This window comes from Halobacillus kuroshimensis DSM 18393, assembly GCF_000425705.1.
Taxonomy (GTDB): Bacteria; Bacillota; Bacilli; order Bacillales; family Halobacillaceae; genus Halobacillus; species Halobacillus kuroshimensis.
Genome location: NZ_AUDY01000011.1, coordinates 91,316 through 116,102, shown reverse-complemented (window position 1 = coordinate 116,102; position 24,787 = coordinate 91,316). Strand labels below are relative to the sequence as shown.

At 45.4% G+C, this 24,787-nt stretch carries 25 protein-coding genes; 14 read left to right on the top strand and 11 right to left on the bottom strand.

Annotation, left to right across the window (positions count from 1 at the left end; all coding sequences use genetic code 11):
- Window positions 1-2: 2 nt before the first annotated feature.
- Window positions 3-1,457 (bottom strand): D-xylose transporter XylE, encoded by a 1,455-nt coding sequence (gene xylE, locus H615_RS21370; RefSeq protein ID WP_035532302.1) that lies wholly within the window; start codon window positions 1,455-1,457, stop codon window positions 3-5.
- A gap of 396 nt (window positions 1,458-1,853) precedes the next feature.
- Window positions 1,854-2,039: a hypothetical protein gene (locus H615_RS0113295; protein ID WP_156896490.1), complete on the bottom strand. Its 186-nt coding sequence runs from the start codon at window positions 2,037-2,039 to the stop codon at window positions 1,854-1,856.
- A 341-nt stretch (window positions 2,040-2,380) separates the two neighbouring features.
- On the opposite strand from H615_RS0113295, the gene H615_RS0113290 reads away from it, so the two are divergent.
- Together H615_RS0113290 and H615_RS0113285 are read left to right on the top strand one after the other, a co-directional pair.
- Window positions 2,381-3,361 (top strand): permease, encoded by a 981-nt coding sequence (locus tag H615_RS0113290; protein WP_027955609.1) that lies wholly within the window; start codon window positions 2,381-2,383, stop codon window positions 3,359-3,361.
- A gap of 12 nt (window positions 3,362-3,373) precedes the next feature.
- Window positions 3,374-4,273: a TIGR03943 family putative permease subunit gene (locus H615_RS0113285; protein WP_027955608.1), complete on the top strand. Its 900-nt coding sequence runs from the start codon at window positions 3,374-3,376 to the stop codon at window positions 4,271-4,273.
- Between the two features lie 38 nt (window positions 4,274-4,311).
- Here the strand turns inward: H615_RS0113285 and H615_RS0113280 are convergent, their stop codons facing one another.
- Together H615_RS0113280 and H615_RS0113275 are read right to left on the bottom strand one after the other, a co-directional pair.
- Window positions 4,312-5,460 (bottom strand): FAD/NAD(P)-binding protein, encoded by a 1,149-nt coding sequence (locus H615_RS0113280; RefSeq protein WP_027955607.1) that lies wholly within the window; start codon window positions 5,458-5,460, stop codon window positions 4,312-4,314.
- A 426-nt stretch (window positions 5,461-5,886) separates the two neighbouring features.
- Complete coding sequence (locus H615_RS0113275) at window positions 5,887-7,002, bottom strand: 2-methylaconitate cis-trans isomerase PrpF family protein (RefSeq protein ID WP_027955606.1); 1,116 nt, start codon at window positions 7,000-7,002, stop codon at window positions 5,887-5,889.
- Between the two features lie 130 nt (window positions 7,003-7,132).
- On the opposite strand from H615_RS0113275, the gene H615_RS0113270 reads away from it, so the two are divergent.
- The 4 genes from H615_RS0113270 (at window position 7,133) to H615_RS0113255 (ending at window position 11,160) form a co-directional block, all read left to right on the top strand.
- The gene (locus tag H615_RS0113270; protein WP_027955605.1) at window positions 7,133-8,002 is read left to right on the top strand and encodes a LysR family transcriptional regulator; all 870 of its coding nucleotides are present in this window, start codon (window positions 7,133-7,135) and stop codon (window positions 8,000-8,002) included.
- 107 nt (window positions 8,003-8,109) lie between these two features.
- Window positions 8,110-9,222 carry a type 2 periplasmic-binding domain-containing protein gene (locus H615_RS0113265; RefSeq protein WP_244877763.1) on the top strand — a complete coding sequence of 371 codons (1,113 nt, stop codon included), beginning with the start codon at window positions 8,110-8,112 and terminating at the stop codon, window positions 9,220-9,222.
- Window positions 9,223-9,236: 14 nt separating this feature from the next.
- Entirely contained in the window at window positions 9,237-10,718 is a 1,482-nt protein-coding gene (locus tag H615_RS0113260) for a tripartite tricarboxylate transporter permease (RefSeq protein WP_027955603.1), read from the top strand.
- Window position 10,719: 1 nt separating this feature from the next.
- Window positions 10,720-11,160, top strand: coding sequence for a tripartite tricarboxylate transporter TctB family protein (locus tag H615_RS0113255; RefSeq protein WP_027955602.1), 441 nt, complete (start codon window positions 10,720-10,722; stop codon window positions 11,158-11,160).
- A 95-nt stretch (window positions 11,161-11,255) separates the two neighbouring features.
- On the opposite strand, the gene H615_RS0113250 is transcribed toward H615_RS0113255, so the two are convergent.
- The 3 genes from H615_RS0113250 to H615_RS0113240 are packed head-to-tail and all read right to left on the bottom strand — an operon-like array spanning window position 11,256 to window position 13,586.
- Window positions 11,256-11,726: a thioesterase family protein gene (locus H615_RS0113250; protein ID WP_027955601.1), complete on the bottom strand. Its 471-nt coding sequence runs from the start codon at window positions 11,724-11,726 to the stop codon at window positions 11,256-11,258.
- Between the two features lie 13 nt (window positions 11,727-11,739).
- Window positions 11,740-12,687 (bottom strand): 3-hydroxyacyl-CoA dehydrogenase NAD-binding domain-containing protein, encoded by a 948-nt coding sequence (locus H615_RS0113245; protein ID WP_280513307.1) that lies wholly within the window; start codon window positions 12,685-12,687, stop codon window positions 11,740-11,742.
- 8 nt (window positions 12,688-12,695) lie between these two features.
- Window positions 12,696-13,586 (bottom strand): beta-keto acid cleavage family enzyme, encoded by an 891-nt coding sequence (locus H615_RS0113240; RefSeq protein ID WP_027955599.1) that lies wholly within the window; start codon window positions 13,584-13,586, stop codon window positions 12,696-12,698.
- Window positions 13,587-13,954: 368 nt separating this feature from the next.
- On the opposite strand from H615_RS0113240, the gene H615_RS21365 reads away from it, so the two are divergent.
- Both H615_RS21365 and H615_RS0113230 read left to right on the top strand, forming a co-directional pair.
- Window positions 13,955-15,499, top strand: coding sequence for a BCCT family transporter (locus H615_RS21365; protein WP_051254705.1), 1,545 nt, complete (start codon window positions 13,955-13,957; stop codon window positions 15,497-15,499).
- Window positions 15,500-15,518: 19 nt separating this feature from the next.
- On the top strand, window positions 15,519-15,926 hold the full coding sequence (locus H615_RS0113230) for a carboxymuconolactone decarboxylase family protein (RefSeq protein WP_027955598.1): 408 nt from the start codon (window positions 15,519-15,521) through the stop codon (window positions 15,924-15,926).
- 36 nt (window positions 15,927-15,962) lie between these two features.
- On the opposite strand, the gene H615_RS0113225 is transcribed toward H615_RS0113230, so the two are convergent.
- Window positions 15,963-16,502 carry a TetR/AcrR family transcriptional regulator gene (locus H615_RS0113225; RefSeq protein WP_027955597.1) on the bottom strand — a complete coding sequence of 180 codons (540 nt, stop codon included), beginning with the start codon at window positions 16,500-16,502 and terminating at the stop codon, window positions 15,963-15,965.
- 168 nt (window positions 16,503-16,670) lie between these two features.
- On the opposite strand from H615_RS0113225, the gene H615_RS0113220 reads away from it, so the two are divergent.
- Entirely contained in the window at window positions 16,671-18,188 is a 1,518-nt protein-coding gene (locus tag H615_RS0113220) for a multicopper oxidase family protein (protein WP_035532211.1), read from the top strand.
- 56 nt (window positions 18,189-18,244) lie between these two features.
- Here H615_RS0113220 and rpsN read toward each other — a convergent pair whose 3' ends face one another.
- Window positions 18,245-18,514 (bottom strand): 30S ribosomal protein S14, encoded by a 270-nt coding sequence (rpsN, locus tag H615_RS0113215; RefSeq protein WP_027955595.1) that lies wholly within the window; start codon window positions 18,512-18,514, stop codon window positions 18,245-18,247.
- A 315-nt stretch (window positions 18,515-18,829) separates the two neighbouring features.
- Between rpsN and H615_RS0113210 the strand changes: the two genes are divergently transcribed.
- Entirely contained in the window at window positions 18,830-19,378 is a 549-nt protein-coding gene (locus H615_RS0113210; protein WP_027955594.1) for a serine/threonine-protein kinase, read from the top strand.
- 98 nt (window positions 19,379-19,476) lie between these two features.
- On the opposite strand, the gene H615_RS0113205 is transcribed toward H615_RS0113210, so the two are convergent.
- Both H615_RS0113205 and H615_RS0113200 read right to left on the bottom strand, forming a co-directional pair.
- Window positions 19,477-19,692 carry a hypothetical protein gene (locus H615_RS0113205; RefSeq protein WP_035532206.1) on the bottom strand — a complete coding sequence of 72 codons (216 nt, stop codon included), beginning with the start codon at window positions 19,690-19,692 and terminating at the stop codon, window positions 19,477-19,479.
- Between the two features lie 169 nt (window positions 19,693-19,861).
- The gene (locus H615_RS0113200) at window positions 19,862-20,332 is read right to left on the bottom strand and encodes a hypothetical protein (RefSeq protein WP_027955592.1); all 471 of its coding nucleotides are present in this window, start codon (window positions 20,330-20,332) and stop codon (window positions 19,862-19,864) included.
- Between the two features lie 231 nt (window positions 20,333-20,563).
- On the opposite strand from H615_RS0113200, the gene H615_RS0113195 reads away from it, so the two are divergent.
- Genes H615_RS0113195 through H615_RS0113180 form a run of 4 tightly spaced genes read left to right on the top strand, consistent with a single transcriptional unit; the run spans window position 20,564 to window position 24,760 of the window.
- Window positions 20,564-21,220: a PIG-L deacetylase family protein gene (locus tag H615_RS0113195; RefSeq protein WP_027955591.1), complete on the top strand. Its 657-nt coding sequence runs from the start codon at window positions 20,564-20,566 to the stop codon at window positions 21,218-21,220.
- The gene (locus H615_RS0113190; protein ID WP_027955590.1) at window positions 21,217-22,521 is read left to right on the top strand and encodes a glycosyltransferase family 4 protein; all 1,305 of its coding nucleotides are present in this window, start codon (window positions 21,217-21,219) and stop codon (window positions 22,519-22,521) included. The genes H615_RS0113195 and H615_RS0113190 overlap by 4 nt, the downstream gene beginning before the upstream one ends.
- The gene (locus H615_RS0113185; protein ID WP_027955589.1) at window positions 22,518-23,696 is read left to right on the top strand and encodes a carboxylate--amine ligase; all 1,179 of its coding nucleotides are present in this window, start codon (window positions 22,518-22,520) and stop codon (window positions 23,694-23,696) included. The genes H615_RS0113190 and H615_RS0113185 overlap by 4 nt, the downstream gene beginning before the upstream one ends.
- A gap of 2 nt (window positions 23,697-23,698) precedes the next feature.
- Complete coding sequence (locus H615_RS0113180) at window positions 23,699-24,760, top strand: phosphotransferase (protein ID WP_027955588.1); 1,062 nt, start codon at window positions 23,699-23,701, stop codon at window positions 24,758-24,760.
- The last annotated feature ends 27 nt before the right edge of the window (window positions 24,761-24,787 follow it).

The following is a 24,787-nucleotide window of genomic DNA, read 5'->3' as shown; positions in this document are numbered from 1 at the left end:
TATTACCAGGATACCTTTTTTCCGCTCAGCTTCTTCACGCCGATTTCTTTGGTTTGTTTTTTCTTCTGCTTGCTGAGCCAGTACTGCTCGATTTCTTCGAGCGTCTTCCCTTTCGTTTCCGGAACAAGCTTCCAGACGAAAGCAAAGGATAGCACACACATCAGGCCGTAGAGACCGTATGTGAAACCTGCTCCCATTTCAAGAAGCGTCGGGAACGTCGTTGAGACGAGCAGGTTACTTCCCCAGTTCACCGCCACAGTCAATGCCATGACCTGACCACGGATTTTATTCGGGAACAGTTCTGATGCGAGCACCCATGTAAGCGGACCGAAAGACAAGTTATAGAAGGCTACGAAGACAAGGATGGAAATCAGCGCACCAACGCCCATCGAGCCGGCGAAAGCTAAAGCAGCAATCCCGAACATCCCTACCGCCATTCCGACAGAACCGATGAGAAGCAGTCGTTTTCGTCCAACCTTTTCAACGAATAAAAGAGCGATCAAAACAAAAATGAAGTTCACGACCCCGATCAAGATTGTCTGCAGCATGGAACTGTCCGTAGAGGCGCCCATATTAGAGAAAATCCGCGGTGCATAATATTGAATCACATTAATACCCACAAATTGCTGAGCGATTGCGAGCAACAGCCCTATCGACACGACCATTTTCCCATAGGAGAAAATGCTCGTTTTCGTTTTATCCATCTTGTCGACAGCCTGTCTGATATTTTTATAGATATCCTTGGCTGCCTTTTCCGAGCCATTCACTTTCTCAAGAATATTCATCGCTTTTTTATCCTTATTTTTCATGACCAGATAACGCGGAGTCTCTGGCACGAGGAATAACAGTCCGAAGAACAGCAGAGCCGGGATGGCTTCTGAAGCAAACATATACCTCCACCCAATATCGTTGATCCAGCTCATGCTTTGTCCCGATACAATTCTCCAATTAATAATGTATACGACCAGCATCCCGAAAATAATAGCCAGGTTATATAAGGTTACCAATTTCCCTCGGATTTTCGCCGGAGCCGTCTCACTGATATATAACGGTCCCAGTCCGGATGCAAGCCCTACGCCGATACCACCAATAATTCTATAAATATTGAACATAATGAAAAGACCCATGGTCGGTTCACCTTTAGTAAAGAATAGAAACTCCGGTGAACTGGAAAGGAGTGCGGAAATGAAAAACAATACAGCTGCGACGATCAGCGAATTCCTTCGTCCAATCCGGTCGGACAGCATCCCGCTGATCAACCCACCTGCGATACAGCCAATCAACGCGCTGGAAACCGTCAACCCTTGAAATAATTTACTCAATCCTAAACTATCTATGAAGTAGACTTCCAGAGATTGTTCTGCACCAGAAATAACAGCTGTATCATAGCCGAACAGCAGCCCTCCCAATGCCGCAATGACTGATAAGAATATAATATACGTCCGACTTCGTTTCATCTGCTTGGAACATCCTCTCTTAAATTCGATGACTATAAAAGTCCGTTGCTTGAATGATATGGAATGCATTCCATATCGATTACCTCCTGAAAGCTTCTGCTCCCTCCTTCAGCCTTTGAACTTCTATAAATAGGTAAATGTGAAATCTTAGCTATACATTTCTCTGAATCCTGACTTTTAAAACATCACCCTCAAAATGAAAAGGTTTACAAAAGTATTCACTATACGCTGAATGTGCCCCACGCCTGGGATAGGCGATACTTAGAAAAAATTTACTATTGATTGTTATTTTGAAGTTTATAATAAGTTTATAACATTTATGAAAAGTTTAGTTCTTTATGGAGAACGAACAATTGTATGCGGTTACATAAATAAAAAAAGACGAACTCCCTTTGATTAGGAATCCGTCTTTTTTTCAGCTTTTGCATAGGTGGGAATCATAAGTGACCCTATGATGAACACAGCGTAGGAAAGGATCCGGATAACATCATAATAGTCTCCTGACTTGAAGTATACCAAGTTGATTATCATTGCGGTTGCGCTTGCCACGACAAATAGGATTCCCCATTTTTGTTTGGTCATAATCCCTCTCACTCCAATCATTTTCTACACCTTTCATTTTACCAAATTACGGTAGTCCAATTTCTTATTTACAGAGATTCACAAAATAAAATATGTGATCATGATTTCATGCTGGAATGTGTGCTTCGTTTACCGTTATCCCCCCAATCTCTATTGATCAAATTGTAATCAATACGAATTAACCTCATATTTCTATCATATACTTTTCTTGTATCTAGTATTGACAAAGTCTATGAAATTCCGGTTAATAGTATATGTGTATAATCGAAATCATTACGATTTATAAACCGAAATGTAAAGGAGGACTTTATTTGTACCAGGATCATTCTCCGCCATCCAGTATGATTTATTTTTTATTAGTGATTTTTTTCGCTCTTTTTTTATTTGGTGATACCATTCCTTTTGAAAACATGTTTTCCATCCCACCCTCTTTATTAGATTTAAACACGATGTTCATCAGCATTGTATTGGAAGCCATCCCCTTCGTACTTCTTGGTGTATTTATATCTGCAGTAATTCAAACATTTTTGAAAGAAGAAACACTTAAAAAATACATACCCGCCAACCCTTATCTGGCTCTGTTCCCTGCCGTTGCCATTGGCGCTGTCTTTCCGGTATGTGAATGCGCGATTGTTCCGATTGTACGAAGACTGATCCAAAAAGGGATGCCGCTTCATGTAGGGATTGTCATCCTTGTCTCCGCCCCTGTCCTTAATCCCATCGTCTTTTTGTCGACGTTTTATGCCTTTCAGACCGACCTCAGTATTGCCTGGGCAAGAATGGGACTGGCCTTCATCGTTTCCTTGCTTGTAGGGGCTGTCATTTATCAATTTTTCGGCAATCGCTGGCAGCTGAATAAAAAAACAACAGAAGCCGCGAAGCACCAGCATACCCATGACAACGACAACGATCGGTCAGGTAAAATTGCCGAAACGTTCCAGCATGCCAGTGATGAATTTTTCGATATGGGGAAGTTTCTCATAATTGGAGCCTTATTCGCCGGAATTGTTCAAACTTATGTTGCACGGGAAACATTAATGGATATTGGGAATGGAGCACTGGCCGGACCAGCGGTGATGATGGGACTTGCCTACATTCTATCCTTGTGCTCAGAGGCTGATGCCTTTGTCGCTTCTTCTTTTAAAGGACTCTTTTCTTCGACCTCTATTCTTGCCTTTCTCGTTTATGGACCCATGACCGACTTAAAAAACACGATTTTAATGCTGGCTTATTTCAAAAAAAGGTTTGTTCTTGCCTTTTTAGTGATCGTAACGGTTGTCGTATACGCCGTGAGCCTGTGGTATGACGCATTCTTTATATAAAGGAGGAGGATCATGAACCGACCTTCCCATCAATTTTTGAGAAGCATCATTTTATTCGGATTTGTATTATTTCTTATTAAGCTTATGATTTCAGGAGATATCCAAAAGTTTATTGCTCCCCGCATGATGCCTTACATGTATTTCACCTTAATCGTATTGGGGGTTCTTGGGAGTATTCAATTCTTTAAAAGTGGGTTTGAAGAGCAGGATCATGACTGTGGATGCGGGCACGACCATGATTACTCCAAATCCAGACTCCGATCCACTGTTATTTACTTATTATTCATTATCCCTGTAATGACCGGGATGATGTTTTCCGACCATGTGATTGGAAGTTCAGCAGCTTCCAATAAAGGATTCAAATATGAGATGCGCACAGACGCTGATCCGTCCGATATGAATGACCCTTCTTCTATGAATGATAATGGTGAAGGGGAGGGTTTAAATCAGGAAGGTGCAGGCGGAGAGGTGGAAAACGCGGCCATCCTGACTCCTGAGAAAAGATATCCCGAGTTATTTAAGGAGCTGCAGGAAAAGAACCACCTTCAAATGAATGCCGACAACTACATCGGAACAATTACATTGATGGAAGACGGCATGGACGATTATGTGGGGAAAAAACTTACGACCCATGGATTCGTATTCCGGGATGACAAGTTCCCGGATGACCAGATTGTCGTAGGGCGGTTCGGAATCAGCTGCTGTGTAGCTGATGCAGGGATTTACGGCATTCTCGTTCAAGGGGAGAACCTTGGTCAGTACAAAAATGATACATGGGTGGAAGTGACAGGAACACTCGAAAAAGTACAGATGAACGGATGGGAGCTTCCTCTCATTCAACCGGAAGCGATCAAACCGATCGAGACACCTCCGGAACCGTACGTCTATGAAGACTTAGAATTTGGCGGATAACAAAAAGTCACAGCCCCTGACGGCTGTGACTTTTTATATCAGGCAGACGTTACAATCCGCTCCGCTGATTTTCTCGCACCAGCTATATTTCTCGCCGCCGGTCCGATTTCCAGTTCTGCAAGAGCTCCTGCTACATATAACCCATTCTTCCATTCCAATGTAGTTGAAACAACAGGAAACCCGCAGGGCGCGCACGGCAGACCGACCTGTTCAATGAGAGGGTCCATCCATGCCTTACCCGGAAGGCACGTTTCCGCTCCGGTAGCCAGAACGATAGAGTCAGCGGATACAAGATTTCCATCTTTTAATTGAAGTCCGACGCCGTTTTCCACCGTCACCGCTTTCTCCACTTCCCCTGTATGAATGTCCAGCCTGGAGGCGCGCATCTGCCGTTTCAGCTGCACATGCAGCTCTCTCGTAATAGAGCCTTTATGCCTCGCCTGATGAATAACACGCCGGCGTTGGTCATAGCAGGTCAGTTTCTCATAGCCTTTTAAAAACTTCGGACCCAGCCACCCAGGATCGCTGTCAAAATCCTCCACTCGGAATGGGTGGCGCTTCACTAAAGAAACCGATGAGATACCGCTTTTGTTCGACAACGTATGAGCAAGATGAGCCGCCGTCATGCCACCTCCAACAACGATAACACGGCCTTCGTCAGGCACAGGGGTCTGCATATCAAATACATGGCTGACAGGCATCTCCTTTTTATTTGCCCACTCTGGATAATGGGGAATATGATTAACCCCCACAGCCAGGGCGACCCTCTCACTTTGGACCTCAGTCCCGTCCTCAAGAGAGATGTTCCAATGATTGTGTCCTTTAGTCATTCCATTGACCGTCCCCTGCTTCCAGCTTTCCTCGAGATTTACTTCATCCATGACATCCAGGCTGTGTCGATTAAACAAATCCAATTGAGGTCTGGCATACTTCCCTCGGAAAGGCTGGGCAAAATCGTGTCCTTTGGAGTATTTGCTCAGACTATAAGGATCTATATCCAGGTGATGGACAGAGGGGGATCGTAAATGAGACATCCCGATCTTTTTCGTTAACGTCTGCCACACGTGCATAGGTCCTGGAAATGGATCGATAATTAATAAATCTTCATTCCCTGCTTTTTCTTGAAGAAGCCGCCTCGCCACGCAGCACCCCTGTACACCACCGCCAATAATGATCCATTTGTACATCAACATCGATCTCCTTTACTTTACCGTTGGATTTGTTCACCGGTATCCGAATCGTTCCACCGGTCATCCGCACGGATGAAAACTCATTAAGAGTAATCATTACGCTTTAAAAACAACGAAATTTTTTTCGTTCACCTCTAATGATTCCGCTCCAGGCATGTTTATTCAACAGGTTAAATAGTAATGATTACTTTTTGTGAAATGTAATCTTATTTAATCATAAGATCCCCCATTTGGCAATCCACTTATCCATCGAAAACGATCTATGTAACCACACATCTATACAAAGTTATTTCATCCTTGCATGGTAAACCTTTGGAAGGTTCTTTCCACTTCCTTTGGTGCACCTGTGAAAATAATAAAAACCTCTCAAGAGATTTACCATCTCTTAAGAGGCTTTCAGTAAAGATCACAACAGATCAGCGGTTACATAGCAGACGGATGATAGTGACTTTTCGTATAGACGATACCTTCCATCAGCAGACGCGCGGTCCGGCCCACTTTAACAGACAGCGGTAAATCTTGATAAATGGTTTCCATAACCCCAGCAGGATGTCCGATTGCAATGGTATTCTGACTTCGAGCGATTATGTCTGAAAGAATAGTCCCTTCCACCTTACTGGCAGCCGTAATACATACTGCACCAGTGATGGCCAGCGCCTTATGCGGGCGCTGCATCGACATCATTCTCACTAATACATGGAAATCCTCTGCTTTATGGAGTCCACCGGAAGAATCGGTATAGTCATGGGGTTCAGCGATCAAGGCTAATTTAGGAGTAGCCGGAGACAACCTTGTCGCCTCAGTTTTGGAAGCAAAGCCACATTTTTCTGCTGCAGTTGAGCGTATCTCTTCCAACAAAGTGATCTGCTCCTTGGAATACTCTTCCGGCAATTCATCACCGCGGAGCCCTACATCATGAGCACGGACAAACACGAGAGGATTGGCGATATCTACGATGGATACACTGATCTCCCCCACTGAACAATAAAGCGAGTCCAATGCTTTTCCAGTAGGAAGAACTTGCCCCGTAACGGCTCCTTCAGGGTCTTCAAACGCTAAAAAGATCGGAGACGCGCTGCCCGGCACACCTGGAATTGAATAGTCTCCTTCGGTTTTAACCTTTCCGTCTTCCACTTCTACCTCTGCTGTGATGATTTTCTGTGTGTTTGTATTAAAGATCCTTACCTTTGTAACCGGTTCTTCCGGGGAAACCAGCCCCTTTGTAATGGCGTATGGACCTACGGCTGAGGATATATTCCCACAGTTGCCTTTGAAATCCACCATTTGATCATAAAGACTGACCTGGGCAAATGTGTATTCAATATCATATGCGGGACTGGAGCTCTGTTCAATAATGGCGACTTTACTCGTTAAAGAATTCGCTCCCCCCACCCCATCTATTTGGTTCGGGTCGGGACTTCCCATAATATCAAGGAGGAAACGCTCAACTTCCTCATTTTGCGCAGGAAGATCCTTTTTCTGCAGGAAAACCCCTTTACTTGTTCCTCCACGCATTAAAGTAATCGGTACCTTGTTCACTTTTCATGCCCTCCTTCAAGCATTGTCCAAATATTACCTATAGCGTACAATGAGGTTAATTATAAGAAAAATCAAAATATTATATAGAAGCATATAAAGATTTTTTATATTAAAAGGAGGATATGAACAAATGGACCAAAAAGACTGGCAGATTTTAGGGGCTATTGCCGAAGAAAAAAGCTTAACAAAAGCTGCGGAAAAACTTTTTATTACTCAGCCTGCTCTCAGCTACCGATTAAAACAATTGGAAGAAGCTTTTCAGACCAAACTCTTTTTCCGGACAAAGAAAGGTATTGAGTTTACTTCTGAAGGTGAATACCTCGTTGAATATGCGAAGGAGCAGGTCAAGGACTTTCTCATTTTAAAAGACGACATTTTCAACATCGGTAACGAAGTCCGGGGGACGCTCAGAATCGGGGTTTCCAGTAATTTCGCCCAATACAAACTCCCCGCCCTCTTAAAAAAATTCTCTGCTTCCTACCCGAATATACAATTCAAGGTACAGACAGGGTGGAGTACTGAAATTATGAATTTATTAAATCAATCTCACATCCATCTGGGAATTTTAAGAGGTGATTATGACTGGGAAGGTGAAAAATCCCTGTTAACAAAAGAGCAGTTGTACATCATATCCAAGAACCGTATTTCACTGGAAGAACTACCCCAGCTTCCCTTTATTTATTACAAAACGGACAATTCGCTCAAACAGTTGATCAGCCGCTGGTGGAACGATCAATTTTCCCAATCCCCTTTAACAGCAATGGAAGTGGACAGACAAGAAACGAGTAAAGAGATGGTCAAGCACGGCCTTGGTTTCTCTGTCGTTCCTGAAATCTGCCTGACTCCTGCTGATGATCTCTATACAGAAGGATTGCAATACAAAAATGGAGAACCAGTGCTAAGGGACACGTGGTTGATGTATAGGACTGACCTAACCCAGCTAAAGATCGTTAAAGCTTTTATCGAATTTCTAATCAAACAGCAGACTGTTAAGATATAAAAAATATTTATGGGTAGTAATAACATTTACCTATTTTACTTATGGCTTTAATTTTTATAATCTTATGACAACAAAAATAAAAGAAGGAGGACATGCCGGTGAAGAAAATGTATGCGCTTACTTACCTGCTGGTTTTCACTCTTGTTTTAGCAGGGTGCCAACCGATCTCCATGGTCATTTCAAATGGAAACAGTAAGAATGATGAAGAAGGTTTCAACAATGACCTGCTGACCATGGTCGTTCCTTATAATTCTGGAGGCGGTACGGATGTATTTGCGAGATTCATCGCCAACCCCCTCTCCGGTCACATTGAAAACCAGCCCGGTATTCAAATTGAGAACGTCCCGGGCGGTGGAAGCATTACTGGAACGAATGAATACGTGAATTCATATGAAAAGGACGGAACCAACTTAGTCGCCACCAGTGCTTCCACACATATCCCTTACTTACTGAATCAATCTTCCGTTCAATACAGCTTCGATGAATTGACCCCTCTTGTCGGGGCGCCTACAGGCGGTGTCGTCTATGGCTCAGCAGATTTGGATATTGAGAGCGGTTACGAATTAGATCAGGTTAAAGAAAAGCTTTATTACGCCGGCATGTCACCGACAGGCCTGGATCTAACCACATTAATATCATTTGAAGTCTTGGACATTGATTCGAAAGCCGTCCTTGGGTACGAAGGAAGAGGACCGGCAAGGGTGGCTTTTGAACAAGGGGAAAGCAACATTGATTTTCAAACAACTACAGCATACAAGCAGAATATTGAACCTAAAGTAAAGGATGGGAAAGCCATACCACTCTACAGCTTAGGACAGATTGATGAAACCGGTGAAGTCGTCCGGGATCCACAGTTCCCTGAACTTCCTACCATCAAAGAAGTCTACAAGGATATTCACGGGGCCGAACCTGAAGGACAAGCATGGGAAACTTATAAGCACTTCCTCAATGCAACGTATACCCTTCAGAAAATCATATGGGTCCATAAAAGTGCTCCAGAAAGTGCAAAAGAAAAATTAAAAAAAGCAGCCAACCGCTTAGTTGAGGATGAAGACTTCAAGAAGGAGTCCTCCTCCATCCTTGAGAATTATGACATATACACCCAGGACGATTTAGAAAAAAGAATTGAAAATTTAGAGGAAAATACGAACCAGAAAACCATTGAATGGGTCTACCAGTTTCTTTTAGATGAACATGGAGTTGATGGCAGAAAACTATAGGAGCGAGGGATATTATGATTGATAGCGCATTGGAAGCGTTGCGTATTGTTTTAGACCCGTCGAGGATTTTGTTCACCTGCCTCGGCATCGGTTTAGGAATTGTCGTTGGACTGCTGCCGGGGTTGGGCGGAACGGTCGGCATGTCTCTTTTACTTCCGTTTATTTTTGGGATGGATCCTTTCATCGGGATGGCTTTATTAATCGGGATGGTCGCCGTCGTTCATACAGGAGACACCTTTCCGTCGGTCCTGCTCGGGATCCCCGGATCTTCCGGTTCACAGGCTACAATCATGGACGGCTTTCCGCTGGCGAAAAAGGGGGAAGCGTCAAGGGCAATGGGAGCTGCTTTATTTTGTTCGATGATCGGCGGAATTATTGGAGGCGTTGTCCTTTACCTGGCGATTCCATTCGCCGCACCGCTGATTACCAGCTTTAATTCACCCGTTTTATTTATGCTCACAATGCTCGGATTAAGCATGGCCGGCCTGCTTGCTGGGGATTCGCCTGCCAAAGGCGCCCTGTCCGGGCTGATCGGTTTAATGATCGGATCGATCGGAAGTGCGCCGGCGATTACGGAATATCGATATACGTTTGACTTCCTCTATCTTTCCAACGGGCTCTCTCTTCCTGTTGTTGCTCTTGCGATCTTCGCCTTTCCTATCCTCATAACCATGCTCACACATAAAGGGAGCGTGGCAGAGGCAAGTCAATTAAAAGGCGGCGTGCTGAAAGGCGTAGGCGATGCGTTAAAAAACAAACTCTTAGTTTTTCGAAGTGCTGTACTCGGAAGCTTAATCGGATTCATCCCCGGTTTAGGCGGCAGTGTTGTTGATTGGCTGGCTTATGGAGCAGGAAAAAAGACAGTGAAAAACAGTAAGTTTGGTGAAGGAGACATCCGAGGTGTGATTGCACCCGAGAGCGCCAACAATGCCAAGGAAGGCGGCGCACTCATCCCGACGCTCCTTTTCGGCATTCCAGGCAGCGGAACAACCGCGATCCTGCTCGGTGGTCTTATTCTCATGGGCTTGGAAGCAGGCCCAAGAATGCTGACAACAGAGCTGCCTCTGACCTTATCTATCGTATGGACCCTCGTTATTGCAAATATCATTGGAGCCATTTTATGCATGACGCTGGTCAAACCTATCGCCAAACTGAGTTTAATTCCCGGTGAAAAACTGGTCCCCTTTCTAACCATTCTTTTGCTGATCGGTGCTTATCAAAGTAACTTTGCATGGGGGGACATTATCGCATTTATTGTTATTGGTCTGCTCGGTTATATCATGACTGTGCTGGATTGGCCGAGACCTCCTCTGCTGATTGGGTTTGTACTAGCGATATCCGCAGAACGTTATTACTGGATTTCCATTGAGAGGTACGGATGGGAATGGCTCAGCAATCCTATCGTGATTACTATAGGTGCCCTGATTGTCATCCTTCTTACAGGTGGAAGCATCATGAAAAAAATCAGCAGCAATTTACAAAATCAGGAGGTATAAGATGAATAAACAAACATTAAATATCATTTTTACTTTTTGTATTTTTGCAGCTTTCGTCTGGGCAGCCGTAACCGCTCTTACTTTTTCCCGACTGGCCCAATTTTTCCCCTTGTATGTTTCGATTGCCGGCAGTGTTGTTTCCGGCATCTATCTGATAACAGAAATCATGAAACTGATCAAACGTAAAAACGAAGCTTCTCATTCAGTTATGATTCTAAAACCGTTGATTTATACCGGTTGGGTGGTCGGTTATGTAATCAGTATCTTCTTTTTCGGTTTATTCATCGCTTCTGCTGCTTATTTAATCGCATTTTTGTTAATCGAATCGAATTTCCCTTTATTCAAGGCTTTCTATTCAACAGGCATCGCTTTATTCGTCATGACTGTGTTAAGCCGCCTGTTGGATATCGCCTGGCCCAGCAGTATTTTATTAGGAATGTAGCGGGACTGTTCTAACCGCCTTCATCAACACACTTCTTTACCACGGGAAATCACCCATACAAAAAGACCCGGTTATAAAAATAACCAGGTCTTTATTTATTTCCTCCGAATACCGATCGTACGACCGGCCTGCTTCGGATGCTCCTGATCCGCATGCATCTGATACACAGAACGAATTTTCTGCTCCACATCATCAGGAAAAGCAGAGGGGCGGCCTGTCCTTTGATCCATACCCATCAGCATTTCTTCAAGCGTGGCAGTTATTTCACCATGTTGATTCTTCATCGTTAAAAACAAATGAATACGTTTGGAATCATAGTCCAGAACACGGGCGGTGATTTCAAATGGCTCGTCCTCATGCATTTCCTTCAGATAGCAGATATGCGTTTCCAATGTGAAGATCGTATACGCGTAGTTGTCTCTCGCCGTTTCGTCCAGTCCGATATAATCGATAAATGCATCTGTCGCTAAGCTGAAGGCGCGGTTGTATTCAGCATCGTTCATGTGCCCGTTATAGTCCACCCACTCCGGCAGCACGCGGTCTTTATAATGAAAGGATTGTTCCATAAATCCTCCTCCTTTACCGTTTGACAGCGGTCTGTTCTTTCGGCCAGTATTCCTGTACAAGATCATACAGCTTCACTAAAAATTCGTTGCGGTTCTGATCCAGTTCAGACATCGACATGCCATTGGACTGATGCTCACACCCGGACACGACTTTGTCATACAATTCGTCCGTAAGTTCCGGTGCCTCAAGCTTCGTCCACGGCTTTTTCAAGGCCGGGCCGAACTGCTTCAGCATGTGACGCATACCACCTTCGCCTCCCGCTAAGTGGAACGTCAGGAATGGACCGTACTGGGCATAGCGCATACCCGCACCGTGGGTGAAGGCTTTGTCGACTTCTTCCGTTGTCGCAATTCCCTCATTAACGATATGAAGAGACTCTCTCCAAATCGCTTCAATCAGGCGGTCTGCAATATGACCTTCAATTTCATGGCGGACGAGCAGGACACTCATATTCAAGCTTTCATAAAAAGCTTTCGCTTTATCTACATTCTCGTCTGTCGTCTGTTTTCCTGCTACTACTTCTACAAGAGGCAGGATATACACAGGATGGAACGGGTGTGCCACGACAAATCGTTCCGGATGCAGTAGATGCTCTTGAAGTTCAGAAGGCATAATGCCCGACGTACTTGAACCAATAATCGCATCCGGCTTAGCGTGTTTGTCAATCGTCTGCAGCACTGACTGCTTCAGTTCCTCCACTTCAGGCACATTTTCTTGAATAAAGTCCGCGTTTTTCACCGCTTCCTCTGTATCTTTTACGAATGTTAAACGATCTTTGGAAGCCCCCTCAGCAAGACCGAGTGCTTCCACATAAGGCCAGGACTGCTCAACAGCCCGGCTCATCCGTTCTTCTGCTCCTTCTGCTGGATCTGCTGCGATCACATCATATCCTTGAGCAAGCATACGAACGATCCAGCCGTTTCCGATAACTCCTGTTCCGACAATGGCAGCTTGTTTTATAGACAACATTATTTCCCTCCATGTGGGTTTCTTAGATTGAGATATTCACGCGCTTCCTGTGGGCTCATCGGCTCAAGATCCAGGCCGCGGAGCATACCTACAGCCTTGTCGACCAGCTGTTCATTCGTTGCAGGAACGCCTTTGGAAAGATAAATATTATCTTCCAGGCCGACACGGACGTTTCCACCGAGCATCGCTGATTGAGAAGCCATCGGCATCTGCATACGCCCGATTCCAAACGCTGACCAATGGGCATTCTCCGGAATACGGTTCTTCATATACATCATCGTCTCTGCATCAGCCGCCGCTCCCCACGGAATCCCAAGACAGAATTGGTACATCGGATCGCCGTCGATTAACCCTTCTTGCACCAATTGATTGGCAAAGCGAATATGACCGGTATCAAAGCATTCCAGTTCAGGCTTCACACCACTCTCCTGGATCAATTCCGCCTGTTCGCGAAGCCATTCTGTCGGACTCATATAAATCATGTCTCCGAAGTTCGTGCTGCCGCAGTCGAGCGTACACATTTCAGGAAGCAGTTCACCGACAGGCGCATGACGCTCAGACGGCGTCTGGATATCTGTACCGTCTCCGCCCGCGGCAGGTGTGCTCAAGCTCGGGATGAAATCCCCGCCTCCACCGGACGTAATATTGATGATGACATCCGTTTCTGATTCACGAATCCGGTCGACGATTTCACGATAGTGGTCCACATCATGACTGATGCCTCCCGTTTGCGGATCCCGGGCATGTACGTGGGCAACCGTAGCTCCCGCTTTAGCTGATTCAATCGCAGATGCTGCAATTTCCTTCGGTGTCACAGGGACGTGGGGGTTTTTCTTCATCGTATCTCCCGCTCCTGTGACCGCAGAAGTTAACAATACTTTATTTTTCATTCCAAAGGTCCTCCTTTGAATTGGTTTGTTTGATCATCCAGTTTAAACTATACCATCCGGACTGTTCAGTTTCAAATCTCTTTCAATATTTCCCTTATCCACCAGGGATCAAAAATCCCTTTCCATCCCTTCTGTACCAATGATTCAATCGTACAAAAATTTCTTTATAAACTTTTAAAACTATTATCAAAGCACACACTAAATAAAAAACATCAAATAAACGGACCCAGATCGTCATTCCTTGAATATGTACGGACATTCTCCCTTATACGACCCTATCCATCCATTGAAACAAAACCGTCCGGATTGTAAAGTTTACATCGGATTATCAAATTCATAACGGACTTTTTCTTAAGGAGGATTTCTATATGAAAAAACAAATCATGGATTGGAAAACGTTTGGAGGGGCCCTGGCACTACTTTTGTTCGTTTCACTGCCTCTTCTTATCTTTCCGGAACAAGGAAAGGAAATCGTCCTGGCTGCAAACGAAATCGTTACCCAGAGGCTCGGTTTCCTATTCTTATCCGTAGGCTTAGTCATGCTGCTCTTCCTCTTATTCATAGGAGTGAGCCGCTATGGTGATATCAAGCTGGGAGATGCGGATACAAAAACAGAATTCAAAACCGGCTCCTGGGCAGCGATGCTGTTCACGAGTGGAATTGGAACAGGGATTCTTTACTGGGGTGTCATTGAGTGGGCCTACTATTATCAGGGACCCCCATTCGGAATTGAAGCTGGATCCAGCGAAGCGATCCAGTGGGCATCGACCTATGGGTTTTTCCACTGGGGACCGATCGCCTGGGCAATGTTTGCCATACCAGCCCTTCCTATCGGCTACATGTTTTATGTCAAAAAAACCGATGTATTCAAAATCAGTGAAGCATGCCGTCCCGTTTTAGGAAAATATACAGATACATGGGTCGGCCGACTCGTGGATATTCTCTTCATGTTCGGACTGCTTGGTGGAGGCGGAACCGGTCTCGCTCTGTCAGCTCCTATCATTTCATCCGGACTGAATCATCTTGTAGGCCTGCCTGATACAATGATGACGAAATCCGTTGTACTAGTGATTTGCACACTGATCTTCGGACTCAGTGCCTATTCCGGGCTGCAGAAAGGAATCCGGGTATTAAGTGACATCAACTTATGGCTGGCGTTTCTACTTCTCCTATTCATTTTCATCGTTGGACCGACCACCTTCATCACAGAAACAACCGGCACCGCCCTCGGCCGCATGATGGATAACTTCTTCCTCATGAGCATGTGGTCGGAACCCTTTAACGACCTGGCCTCCTTTACACGGACCGGTTTTCCGGAAGGCTGGACGGTATTCTATTGGGCGTGGTGGATCGTTTATGCCCCATTCGTCGGCTTGTTCATCGCCCGGATTTCCAAAGGACGGACCATCCGTCAGGTCGCTTTTGGAACGGTCTTATTTGGAAGCCTGGGAACGATTCTCTTTTTCGGGATTCTAGGAAACTACTCGATGTACCTGGAGCTGAGTGGGCAATACCCTGTTATTGAAACATTAAATAATGAAGGGGCACCTGCAGCCATCATCGGAACATTAACCGAGCTTCCATTAGCCACATTTGCAATCATTGTGTTTATTTTACTGGCGACGATCTTTTTGTCGACAACCTATGATTCCGGTTCGTATGTCATTGCTTCCGTCGTTCAAAAACGGGTCGAAGGAGAACCACTTAAATGGAACCGCCTGTTCTGGGCTCTGGCATTGTCCATCCTTCCAATGATTTTCATGAATATGGGTGGATTGACGACACTACAGACCATCAGCATTGTCGGAGGCTTCCCACTGCTTGTCATCCTGCCGATTCTTGGATGGTCCTTCATCAAAATGGTCAACGAGGACCGGGCAGCGGAAGAAAAAGAAAACAAAAAGGCATCTTAAAAGGAGGGATTACGAACCGATGAAATCACGATATGAACAAGGATTGGAGATTTTAAGAGAATATACAGACGAAGAAAAAGGAACCAATCACTTTGAACTGATGAAAGCGTTGGAAGATATCTCCCCGGATCTCGGAAAATATATCATTGAGTTTGCTTACGGGGATATTTACAACCGGGATCACCTGGATAAGAAAGGGCGCGCACTTACAGTCTTATCCAGTCTTGTCACTCAAGGAAGCGGAAGTCTCCCCCAGCTCGAACTTCATATCAATACCGCCCTTAACGCAGGGCTTACGGAAAAAGAAATTGTAGAAGCGATGATGCAGTTGATTCCTTATGTTGGATTCCCCTCTGTAATCAATGCGCTGACACAGGCTCGACAAGTATTTCAGGAACGCGATAACAAACAAAAAACGTACGCATAAAAAAATCACCAGTCCCTTGTTGGGATCTGGTGATTTTTATTTAGGCCGGCTTTGTTCTTCCAACCGTTCAAGCACCTGCTCTCGAAGCGTCTGGGGTAAAACACCGAGGCCGAAAATTTCAGACAGCCATAATCCGTCTACAGCAAGACGCAGAATGGTGGCATCGACAGGATCGAGTCCATCATGTTCCATATGATACTGCCAGTCAGCATAAGTCTCCTGTAAAGGCTTCATGAGTTGAGGATTGATGCCTTGAGCGGCCAGCATCCCTCCACTGATCGTCTGGTTTTCTATACTTTTGTCGTGGAGCACTTTAATGAATGCCCGTGCCCACTTTCCGACTTCATCATCTTCTTCGTCCACAAAACTTTCCACGTTCTCTTTGTAGATATCATTCATGTGCTGGACAAGCGCTTTCACTAGAGCTTCCTTTGTTGAAAAGTGATACAAAAGCCCGCCCTTGCTGACTTCCGCTTTTTTTGCAACGGCATCCAATGTCAATGCATCGCTTCCCTGCTCCTTCACAATCATTGCCGCTGCTTCCAGCAGTTTCTGCCGCTTCGATACCCTTGGCATATACGTCCCCTCATTTTTGTCCATTTTCCCATAATGTTATCAGTAGTCATACATTTTATCAATTTGGGATACATGGATGAATGGAAAGGCGCTGTCTGAACATGAGGCGTAATTCTCTTCCTCGTTCAATAAACTAGAAGAACCAAGCAACGCATAGGAGCGATTCGTATGTTAAAAAAGTTCGTCGATCCCCTTCCCATCATGAAAACCATGCGTCCGGCAGGCTGTCTTCACGGTGTCCCCTATTTTGAAGTGACAATGAAGCAAACATTCCAGAAGCTGCACCGAGACCTCCCTCCTACAAAAGTGTGGGGCTACAACGGGCAGTATCCAGGGCCGACATTTCACGTCTGGAAGCATCAGCCGATCCACGTCTTATGGAAAAATGAGCTTCCTGAGCGTCATTTTCTCCCCATTGATACGACGGTTCATGGAGCAGAAAAAAGCCAGCCGGAAGTACGGACAGTCGTACACCTGCATGGAGGAGTGACGCCGGATACCAGTGATGGCTACCCTGAAGCATGGTTCACCCGTCACTTTAAAAAAGCAGGCCCTTACTTTTCTCATCGAATGTACACCTACCCCAATCATCAAGACGCAGCAAACCTTTGGTACCACGACCATGCCATGGGGATTACCCGTCTCAACATTTACGCTGGTCTTTCAGGCATGTATATCGTCCATGATGAAAATGAAGCCCGACTGAACCTTCCCTGCGGTCCCTTCGATCTCCCATTGATCATCCAGGACCGTTCGTTCCGGGCGGATGGCAGCCTTTTCTATCCATCAAGGCCAGCCCAGCCTCAAACGGCACCCACTCCCTCGGTCATCCCTGATTTTTACGGAGACACCATTTTAGTAAATGGGAAAGTCTGGCCCTATTTAAATGTTGAACCTAGAAAATACAGATTCCGGATGCTGAACGGATCCAATGCCCGGATCTACCGGTTTTCCCTTTCCAACGGAGCACCTTTCATCCAAATCGGCACAGATCAGGGACTCCTTGAGACCCCGGTCCGCGTCCCCGCTCTCGTATTAGCACCTGCCGAAAGAGCGGATGTGATCATTGATTTCTCCACTTGTTATGGAAAAACCATTATTTTGGAGAACAATTTCGAAACCAAGGGTGAAAAAGCGGATCCTGAAACGACTGGAACGATTATGCAGTTCCGAGTCAACGAGAATCTGTCATGCGGTGATCACAGCTCCATCCCTGGATGGCTCGCTCCTGTTCCAAAGTTTACACACGTGGACAGAACCCGGACACTGAAACTGAGCATGCGGAAAGATTCATACGGACGGAATATTCACCTGTTGGATGACCACTTATGGTCGGATCCCGTTACTGAAGTTCCAAAGCTCGGACAGACGGAAGTGTGGAGCATCGTCAATGAAACAGAAGCGATCCACCCGATCCACCTTCACTTGGTCCGTTTCCAAATCCTTGACCGCCAGCCTTTCGATGTGGATGTTTTTAAACAGGAAGGAAAGATCATCCTTACAGGACCGCGTGCCGCTCCGGATTTGAATGAAAGAGGCTGGAAGGATACCGTTCGATCCCGTCCCGGAGAAGTAACAAGGATTATGATGCGCTTTGGCCCCTACCCTGGTTTATTTGTGTGGCACTGCCATATTTTAGAGCATGAGGACTATGAAATGATGCGTCCATACTTTATTCAGACATAAAAAAACGCATGGTTTCTTCCGCTTCAATAAAACGGGAGAAAACCATGCACCTTCCATTACCAGCTGGCTTTTTTCACACCAGGGATCTGGCCTTTGTGGGCGTAGTCTCTGAAAGCAATACGGGACATATTGAACTTTCTCATATACCCCCGGGGCCTGCCGGTTATTTCGCAGCGGCCTTTCAAACGTGTAGGGGAAGAATCACGAGGCAGCTTTCGAAGGGCTTCATAGTCGCCCTTCTCTTTCAACTCTTTCCGCAAGTCCGCGTATTTCGCTACCATCGCCTGTCTCTTTTTCTCTTTTGCTATCTTTGATGCTTTCGCCATGTTTTATATCTCCAATCTTTTATAGAAATGCTTGTCTATCCATAAATGTAATCATTACTATTTAATTTACAGTAAATTTTTTTGGGAACCTCCTGTTAAAGAGGATGCCCCAACAATTTAAAGTGTAACGATTACGCTTTAAAATATGTAATCCTATTAAATCATAAGATCAGCCATTTGGCAAATGTCATGAACCCCCAGCCAGTTCTCCTCTACGTCATCCCAAATTTCAGCACTTGGTCCGGTTACGAGACGAAAACAACCTCCATAAACTAATAGAAGCATCAAAGTCTATAATAAAAAAGGAATGATCCTATGGAGAATCTATTTAATGGGAAAATCACTAAAAAGGACCTGGCCCCCTATGAGATAATCGGCGATGGAAAAGATGGGGAGATTTACAAGGTCGCCGACGACAAAGTCGTCAAATACTTCTTTAAAGAGGAAACATGGCAGCGGGAACTGGAAGCGATGAAAATCGGACAGACCTCGACCATTATGCCCCGCCTTTATGAATATGGAGAGCATTATATTGTCATGGAGTTCGTTCAGGGCATCTCTCTTGCCCGGCATATGAAGCGTCATGGATACATCGATGAAGAAATGACGGAAAAAATCCTGTTCGTGTTGGAAGAGTTCAAGCGGTTAGGGTTTACCCGCTGGGATACAGAGGTCCGCCACATGCTGATGGATGCCTCCGGCGATTTTAAAGTGATTGACCACAAACGTGCCTTCACATCGAACGCCCCTTATCCAACGAAGCTGATGAAGGGTATGAAAAAGTTTGATCTCTCCGGAGAATTCATGAAACATGTAAAAACACTCAGGCCGGATGTCTATCAAGCCTGGAAGAAAGCCAAATAAGTAAAAAAGCACTCAATACCCTTTTATAGCATCGAGTGCTTTCTACTTTATTTTCCATAAAAAAAGACTGGATCCATCCCAGTCTTTTTTCCGTTCAATTAGATTTTACGAACCGTAACATTATCAAGGTTCGTTGTGTTGATATGGCCGTTATCATCAGCCCATACTAAGAAGTGATCGTCCGCATATACGTAGGAACCTTCATCCAGCTCTTCATCACCGGATAGAACTTCAATTTTATCACCCATGGACAAAATCTTGTTAAGGAACCCAGCCATGCTTTGGCCTTTATCTTTTTCTTTATCTTTATACATATCATTTCCCTCCTTTTCACTGTTTACTCTATTTCTATGCTGAGTCATGGAATGCGTACAGGCATATCGCTCAATTTGAGAATGTTTTCCTATTAGCCCTTGATAGATTTTCTGTTTCGGATGCCGGACAGGATATACATTGATAGATAGATGACCACTTCTATGTGTATTAGTTCTTGTACGTATCAGAGGACAGGCCGCCTTCTGATTGTTCCTGCTCAATTTTGACGAAGTTCAGAAGCTCTTCATCCCGGCGTTCGGTGTCCTTTTTCTCACAGGTGTGATTTCTCCTGTCCTTCCGCATGGAACATGGATCAGCCTGCTTCTTGGATATCCCCCGTTTTTTTCTGTCCCTTTTGATTTTCCTTACACTGACAGGGCCGCATACATTGGTCACATTGATATGTCCCTTACGATCCACCCAGACGAGAACGTTGTGGAACGCTGTTATATAGGTCCCTCCCCCTCCGAGCACTTGATCTCGGAAGAAGACTTCAAGATGGTCCCCCAGTTTAAACATGGACTTTAGAACATCATCCATGGCTGTGGCATTTTTGTGCGGCTTTCTGGAAGCATGATAATCCTGCCCCTTACCTTCAGGAACCTTTCCAGCGTTCGATGGACTGTGATTTTTTCTCATCGGCTCACCTTCTTTACATTAGAGCTTTCGTTCCTAATCAATATATGATGCTGCAAAAAGGTTGTAGAGCCTATTTTCAGGGCAGCACCCGACTCCTCTCTCTACTTTTTTATTCTGAGGCTGCATTACAATAGGGGAACAAACAGACAGGTGCCCTGTGCTCGTGTCTGTTTCGACTATCATTCGGAAGACATATAGTAACGTAATAGAGATTAGAATGAGGTGAAGAAAATGAAAGATACTGTATTGGTCATCGCTGCCCATCCGGACGATGAACTCCTTGGCACAGCAGGAACACTGAAGAGATACACGGACCAGGGAAGTAGAGTCGTATCGATCATTACAGCAAACGGAAGAAAAGAAGAGGCTCATCACATTCAACATCTTGCCCGCAAGGCAAACCAAGAGATCGGAATTCAGGAAATGGTATTTTTAGAACACCCGAACTTGGAATTAGAAATGATGCCTCTCCATCTATTAACAAAGGAAATTGAAAAACTGATTGAGATTTACCAGCCATCGATCGTATTCACCCACCACTACGGTGATGTGAATATCGATCATCAGATTACGTTCCAGGCTGTACTCACAGCCGTCCGCCCCCTCCCTGGTAAGCAGCCGATCGAGCTGATCACCTTCGAAACCGTATCATCGAGTGAGTGGAATGCACCGTCCAGTGATAAGCAGTTCAAGCCCAACTATTATGTGAATATATCTACAAAGATCGAAGAAAAGATAGCTTCCTTGAAACATTACGAAGTTGAAATGCGGGACTTTCCCCATCCGCGTTCCTATGAAGGGGTCAAACACCTGGCGAGTGTCCGCGGGATGACTATCGGTGTTCCGTACGCTGAAGCCTTTGAAGTGATCAGGAGGATATGGAAATGAAAGAATCCTATTTTCCATACCCCCATCTGATTGCCGCTCTAGATGAATATTATGGAATCAAATCAAAGCCGCTCAGCGCCTTCCTTGAAGGAAAAGATAAAAAACCACGACGGAAGAAGAAAACAAAACAGAAACCCGGACAGAAAAAATTGTCCATCCTCCTCACGACCTTTTGGGATTATCCACATACCGGCGGTCTTTCCAACTACATCACTACATTAAAAGAAGGCCTCAAATCTATGGGACATAAAGTCGATGTCATCGCCCCCAGCCAATTTTCACCTAAAAAGGTACAAAAGCTCCGCGAAGCGATTGTTCCTGAATTAAAGACTTTCTTTGAACGGCGTTATGGCAGCAGTACAAGTAAAATCATCCAGAACTCACGTCTCCTCTATATCTATGAACAGATGATATCATCCGTCAAAGTGGAGAAATACGATATCCTCCACGCCCAGGATTTATTTACAGCCAACATCCTGGGAAGATTGAATGAAGGCATAGGAAAGCCGCTTCTTTTTACGCCCCACGGCATGTTCACCTTCAGCAGGGTCAAATTCAACCGCATTGAAGCAGGATCCGCCGAAGAAGTGTATTACAAAAAAATGGAGGAAAAAGCCATCGACTACGCCACCCACATGGTCATTTTGAGTGACTCCTTCCGCGAACCATTGAGTTCTCTCGGGGCCAAACCGAAAAAACTGACCACGATTCATACCGGCATTGAGTTCAAAGAATTGAAGCGGAAGGACAGGAACGAGAAAGTTGTCATCGCCTGCATTGCAAGACTGGGGCCCCGCAAAGGACATACACATCTTTTCAAGGCACTGTCGATGATCAAGCGGATCGGCCAGGCAGAGGTGTGGATTGTCGGGGACGGGGAAATGCGGGAAACGCTTGAAGCTGAGGCCAAATCGTTGAAACTCTCAAACGTGAAATTTCTAGGTAAACGAGAGGACATTCCTGCTATTTTGAGTAAAACCGATATTTTCGTCCTTCCTACCGTTAACGACAACCTTCCGATTTCCATTATAGAAGCGATGCACAGCGGGGCAGCTGTCTTGACTACCGACTGCGGCGGCATCAAGGAAATTGTTCATCACAATCAAACCGGTCTCGTGGTAGAACCGGGACATGTCGGCCAGTTAACCACCCAGCTCCAACGACTGCTTGGAGATGAAGCCTTACGAAAAAAGCTTGGCGGCGAGGCATATGACTATGCCAAGAAGCACCTGACACGGGAAGCAATGGTCGGCCGCGTGGAAGAACTCTACTATAACCTTCTCGATTCGGAGGGAGTATGATGTTCACACATCCAGCTGTCGTGCTTGATTTAAGCGCTAACGGTGTCGGAATCATCCACACTCTTGCCCGAAAAGGGATTGATGTGTATGCCTTCGATACAGAAGGACCCTACTCCAAAGGGAAATCACGGCTCGCCCACTGCGCTGTCTGCCCAAGTCCCTTGACCCAGGAGGAAGAGCTGCTTTCATTTTTAATCCAAACCTCCGAATCTCTCGATCATAAACCCGTTCTCTATGCCGGGGCGGATGATTATGTGGTGTTCATTTCCAAGTACCGCCGTGAACTATCATCCTACTATTTGTTCTTATATCCCGATCATTCAACCATCATGGATCTGCTCGATAAAAAGAGAACGTATGAATTGGCCGTACAGCATCACGTACCGACAGCGAAAACTTTTTTTATAGAAGATGAACAGCAACTGGATGAAGCCATCGCACAGTTGGAGTTCCCGTGTATCTTAAAGCCCGTATTCGGTCATGAATTCCGGAAACACGTCAACAAAAAGGCGATTCACATAGAGAATGCTGACATGCTGAAGGAAGTCTATCCGGCATACCGGGCCTTCGGAGAGCTGATCATACAGGAAATCATCCCCGGCGATAACCAATGCTTCTATAAAATCGCCACCTTTTTTGATGAGAACATGAGATTACTCGCCCTTTTCACCCTGCAGAAAAATCACCAGTTCCCGGCCCAGTTTGGCACAGGCGCCCATATTGTGAGCAGGAGAATTCCCGAGCTCGTGGAGGAAGGCCTGCCACTGTTGAAAGCGTTGAACCTTAAAGGGATCGGGATGATCGAATACAAAAAAGACCCACGCGATGGCCGATACAAGCTTATTGAAATCAACCCTCGTTTCTGGCTCACCCACAGCTTAACCGGCGCTTCGGGCGTTGATTTTGCCTATTTTTACTACCTGCACCTGACAGGCCATCACCCCGCACCATCCTTACAGCAGACAGACGGTGTTCAGTGGATCTATCTTGTCCGCTATTTCCTGACCTTTCTTGAAAAAAGAAAGAACGGCGGGATGAGTGTCAAAGATTTCTTAGATGGGTTCAGGGGGAAGAAGGTTTTTGCTCTCCTTGCCCTCGATGACCCGATGCCTTTTATACGCAGCACCTTATCCCATTTGAAGAATGCCTGGAAGAAGAACCGAAGGAGTGAGTAACCATGTATTCCGCCGCCGAACTGACGTCGATGTTTCATAAAAACCGTATTGAAGAGAAGCTCACTGCCTCTCTTGGAAAAAAAGTGTCGCTCATAGAGACTTCGATACAAAACCTGAAGTCCACGAAGCGAAGCAGCATCTATCAGCTCGACCTTCAAACACACAACCGAACCTTTCCGACCATTTTCAAAATCTATCACTCGACCAAATATAAAAATGAAATTGAGATCAATATCTACAGCAGGGCCTATCCTTTCCTGAAAGAATTTCTCCCTAACATCTATTTAGTGGAGAAACACGGGTCAGATACGTGGGTGTTTATGGAGTTTGTCCCGCAGATCCGGGGACAATTGACGTTCACCCCCGACCATTTCGATCTCATCATCCCTGCCCTTGCCAAGCTGCACGCCCACACGTACGAGGAAAAGTTCAGAAGGGAGTCCGCGGTTCTGCAGCCTTGGTTTCCGATGTACGACTCTCCCGAAATGAGAAAAGACCGGGAAAAATTCATGTCCAATACACTAACCATGCTGACGAAGGCCAAAAAGGAAAAACAGTGGAAGGATGTCATCAAACCTCATTACAAATCATTGAAAAACATGTATAAGCAGGGCCCTGATTTTTTCCCTGAACTTCTGGAAAGCGGGTTCTCCATCACCCACGGTGACCTTCACATGCAGAATATCTGTTCAAAGGATGTCCAGAAACCTACCGCCTGGCCCATTCAATTCATTGACTGGGAATCAGCGAAATTCGCCCCGTCCTGGTTCGATATGATTGTCATGGTCGAGATTTTGATCGCCTTCCGCAAAGACTGGCAGAACGACGCTGACAACATCCGCACTCGAGTCGTGGATGTTTATACAAAGGAAATGAAAAAGCATGGCATTGAGTTCCAAACGCCGCCCATGAAGCTTTATAAAATGGCCTATCTGCAGCGGACCCTTGAAAAAGGACTGCACACCCAGCTGAGGCGCATCCTTGAAAACCGTGGAGGGGAACTCCTGCCCTACCACCTGGAGAAAATAGCTGCATGGGGGAAAGAGCTGGGAATTTACAAATAGATAAGAAAGGACGAGGAAACGTGAGTG

Coding starts and splice junctions, on each gene's coding strand:
- xylE (WP_035532302.1), bottom strand. CDS start 1,457: ATGAAACGAAGTCGGACGTATATTATATTCTTATCAGTCATTGCGGCA.
- H615_RS0113295 (WP_156896490.1), bottom strand. CDS start 2,039: ATGACCAAACAAAAATGGGGAATCCTATTTGTCGTGGCAAGCGCAACC.
- H615_RS0113290 (WP_027955609.1), top strand. CDS start 2,381: ATGATTTATTTTTTATTAGTGATTTTTTTCGCTCTTTTTTTATTTGGT.
- H615_RS0113285 (WP_027955608.1), top strand. CDS start 3,374: ATGAACCGACCTTCCCATCAATTTTTGAGAAGCATCATTTTATTCGGA.
- H615_RS0113280 (WP_027955607.1), bottom strand. CDS start 5,460: ATGTACAAATGGATCATTATTGGCGGTGGTGTACAGGGGTGCTGCGTG.
- H615_RS0113270 (WP_027955605.1), top strand. CDS start 7,133: ATGGACCAAAAAGACTGGCAGATTTTAGGGGCTATTGCCGAAGAAAAA.
- H615_RS0113265 (WP_244877763.1), top strand. CDS start 8,110: ATGTATGCGCTTACTTACCTGCTGGTTTTCACTCTTGTTTTAGCAGGG.
- H615_RS0113260 (WP_027955603.1), top strand. CDS start 9,237: ATGATTGATAGCGCATTGGAAGCGTTGCGTATTGTTTTAGACCCGTCG.
- H615_RS0113255 (WP_027955602.1), top strand. CDS start 10,720: ATGAATAAACAAACATTAAATATCATTTTTACTTTTTGTATTTTTGCA.
- H615_RS0113250 (WP_027955601.1), bottom strand. CDS start 11,726: ATGGAACAATCCTTTCATTATAAAGACCGCGTGCTGCCGGAGTGGGTG.
- H615_RS0113240 (WP_027955599.1), bottom strand. CDS start 13,586: ATGAAAAATAAAGTATTGTTAACTTCTGCGGTCACAGGAGCGGGAGAT.
- H615_RS21365 (WP_051254705.1), top strand. CDS start 13,955: ATGAAAAAACAAATCATGGATTGGAAAACGTTTGGAGGGGCCCTGGCA.
- H615_RS0113230 (WP_027955598.1), top strand. CDS start 15,519: ATGAAATCACGATATGAACAAGGATTGGAGATTTTAAGAGAATATACA.
- H615_RS0113225 (WP_027955597.1), bottom strand. CDS start 16,502: ATGCCAAGGGTATCGAAGCGGCAGAAACTGCTGGAAGCAGCGGCAATG.
- H615_RS0113220 (WP_035532211.1), top strand. CDS start 16,671: ATGTTAAAAAAGTTCGTCGATCCCCTTCCCATCATGAAAACCATGCGT.
- rpsN (WP_027955595.1), bottom strand. CDS start 18,514: ATGGCGAAAGCATCAAAGATAGCAAAAGAGAAAAAGAGACAGGCGATG.
- H615_RS0113210 (WP_027955594.1), top strand. CDS start 18,830: ATGGAGAATCTATTTAATGGGAAAATCACTAAAAAGGACCTGGCCCCC.
- H615_RS0113205 (WP_035532206.1), bottom strand. CDS start 19,692: ATGTATAAAGATAAAGAAAAAGATAAAGGCCAAAGCATGGCTGGGTTC.
- H615_RS0113200 (WP_027955592.1), bottom strand. CDS start 20,332: ATGAGAAAAAATCACAGTCCATCGAACGCTGGAAAGGTTCCTGAAGGT.
- H615_RS0113195 (WP_027955591.1), top strand. CDS start 20,564: ATGAAAGATACTGTATTGGTCATCGCTGCCCATCCGGACGATGAACTC.
- H615_RS0113190 (WP_027955590.1), top strand. CDS start 21,217: ATGAAAGAATCCTATTTTCCATACCCCCATCTGATTGCCGCTCTAGAT.
- H615_RS0113185 (WP_027955589.1), top strand. CDS start 22,518: ATGATGTTCACACATCCAGCTGTCGTGCTTGATTTAAGCGCTAACGGT.
- H615_RS0113180 (WP_027955588.1), top strand. CDS start 23,699: ATGTATTCCGCCGCCGAACTGACGTCGATGTTTCATAAAAACCGTATT.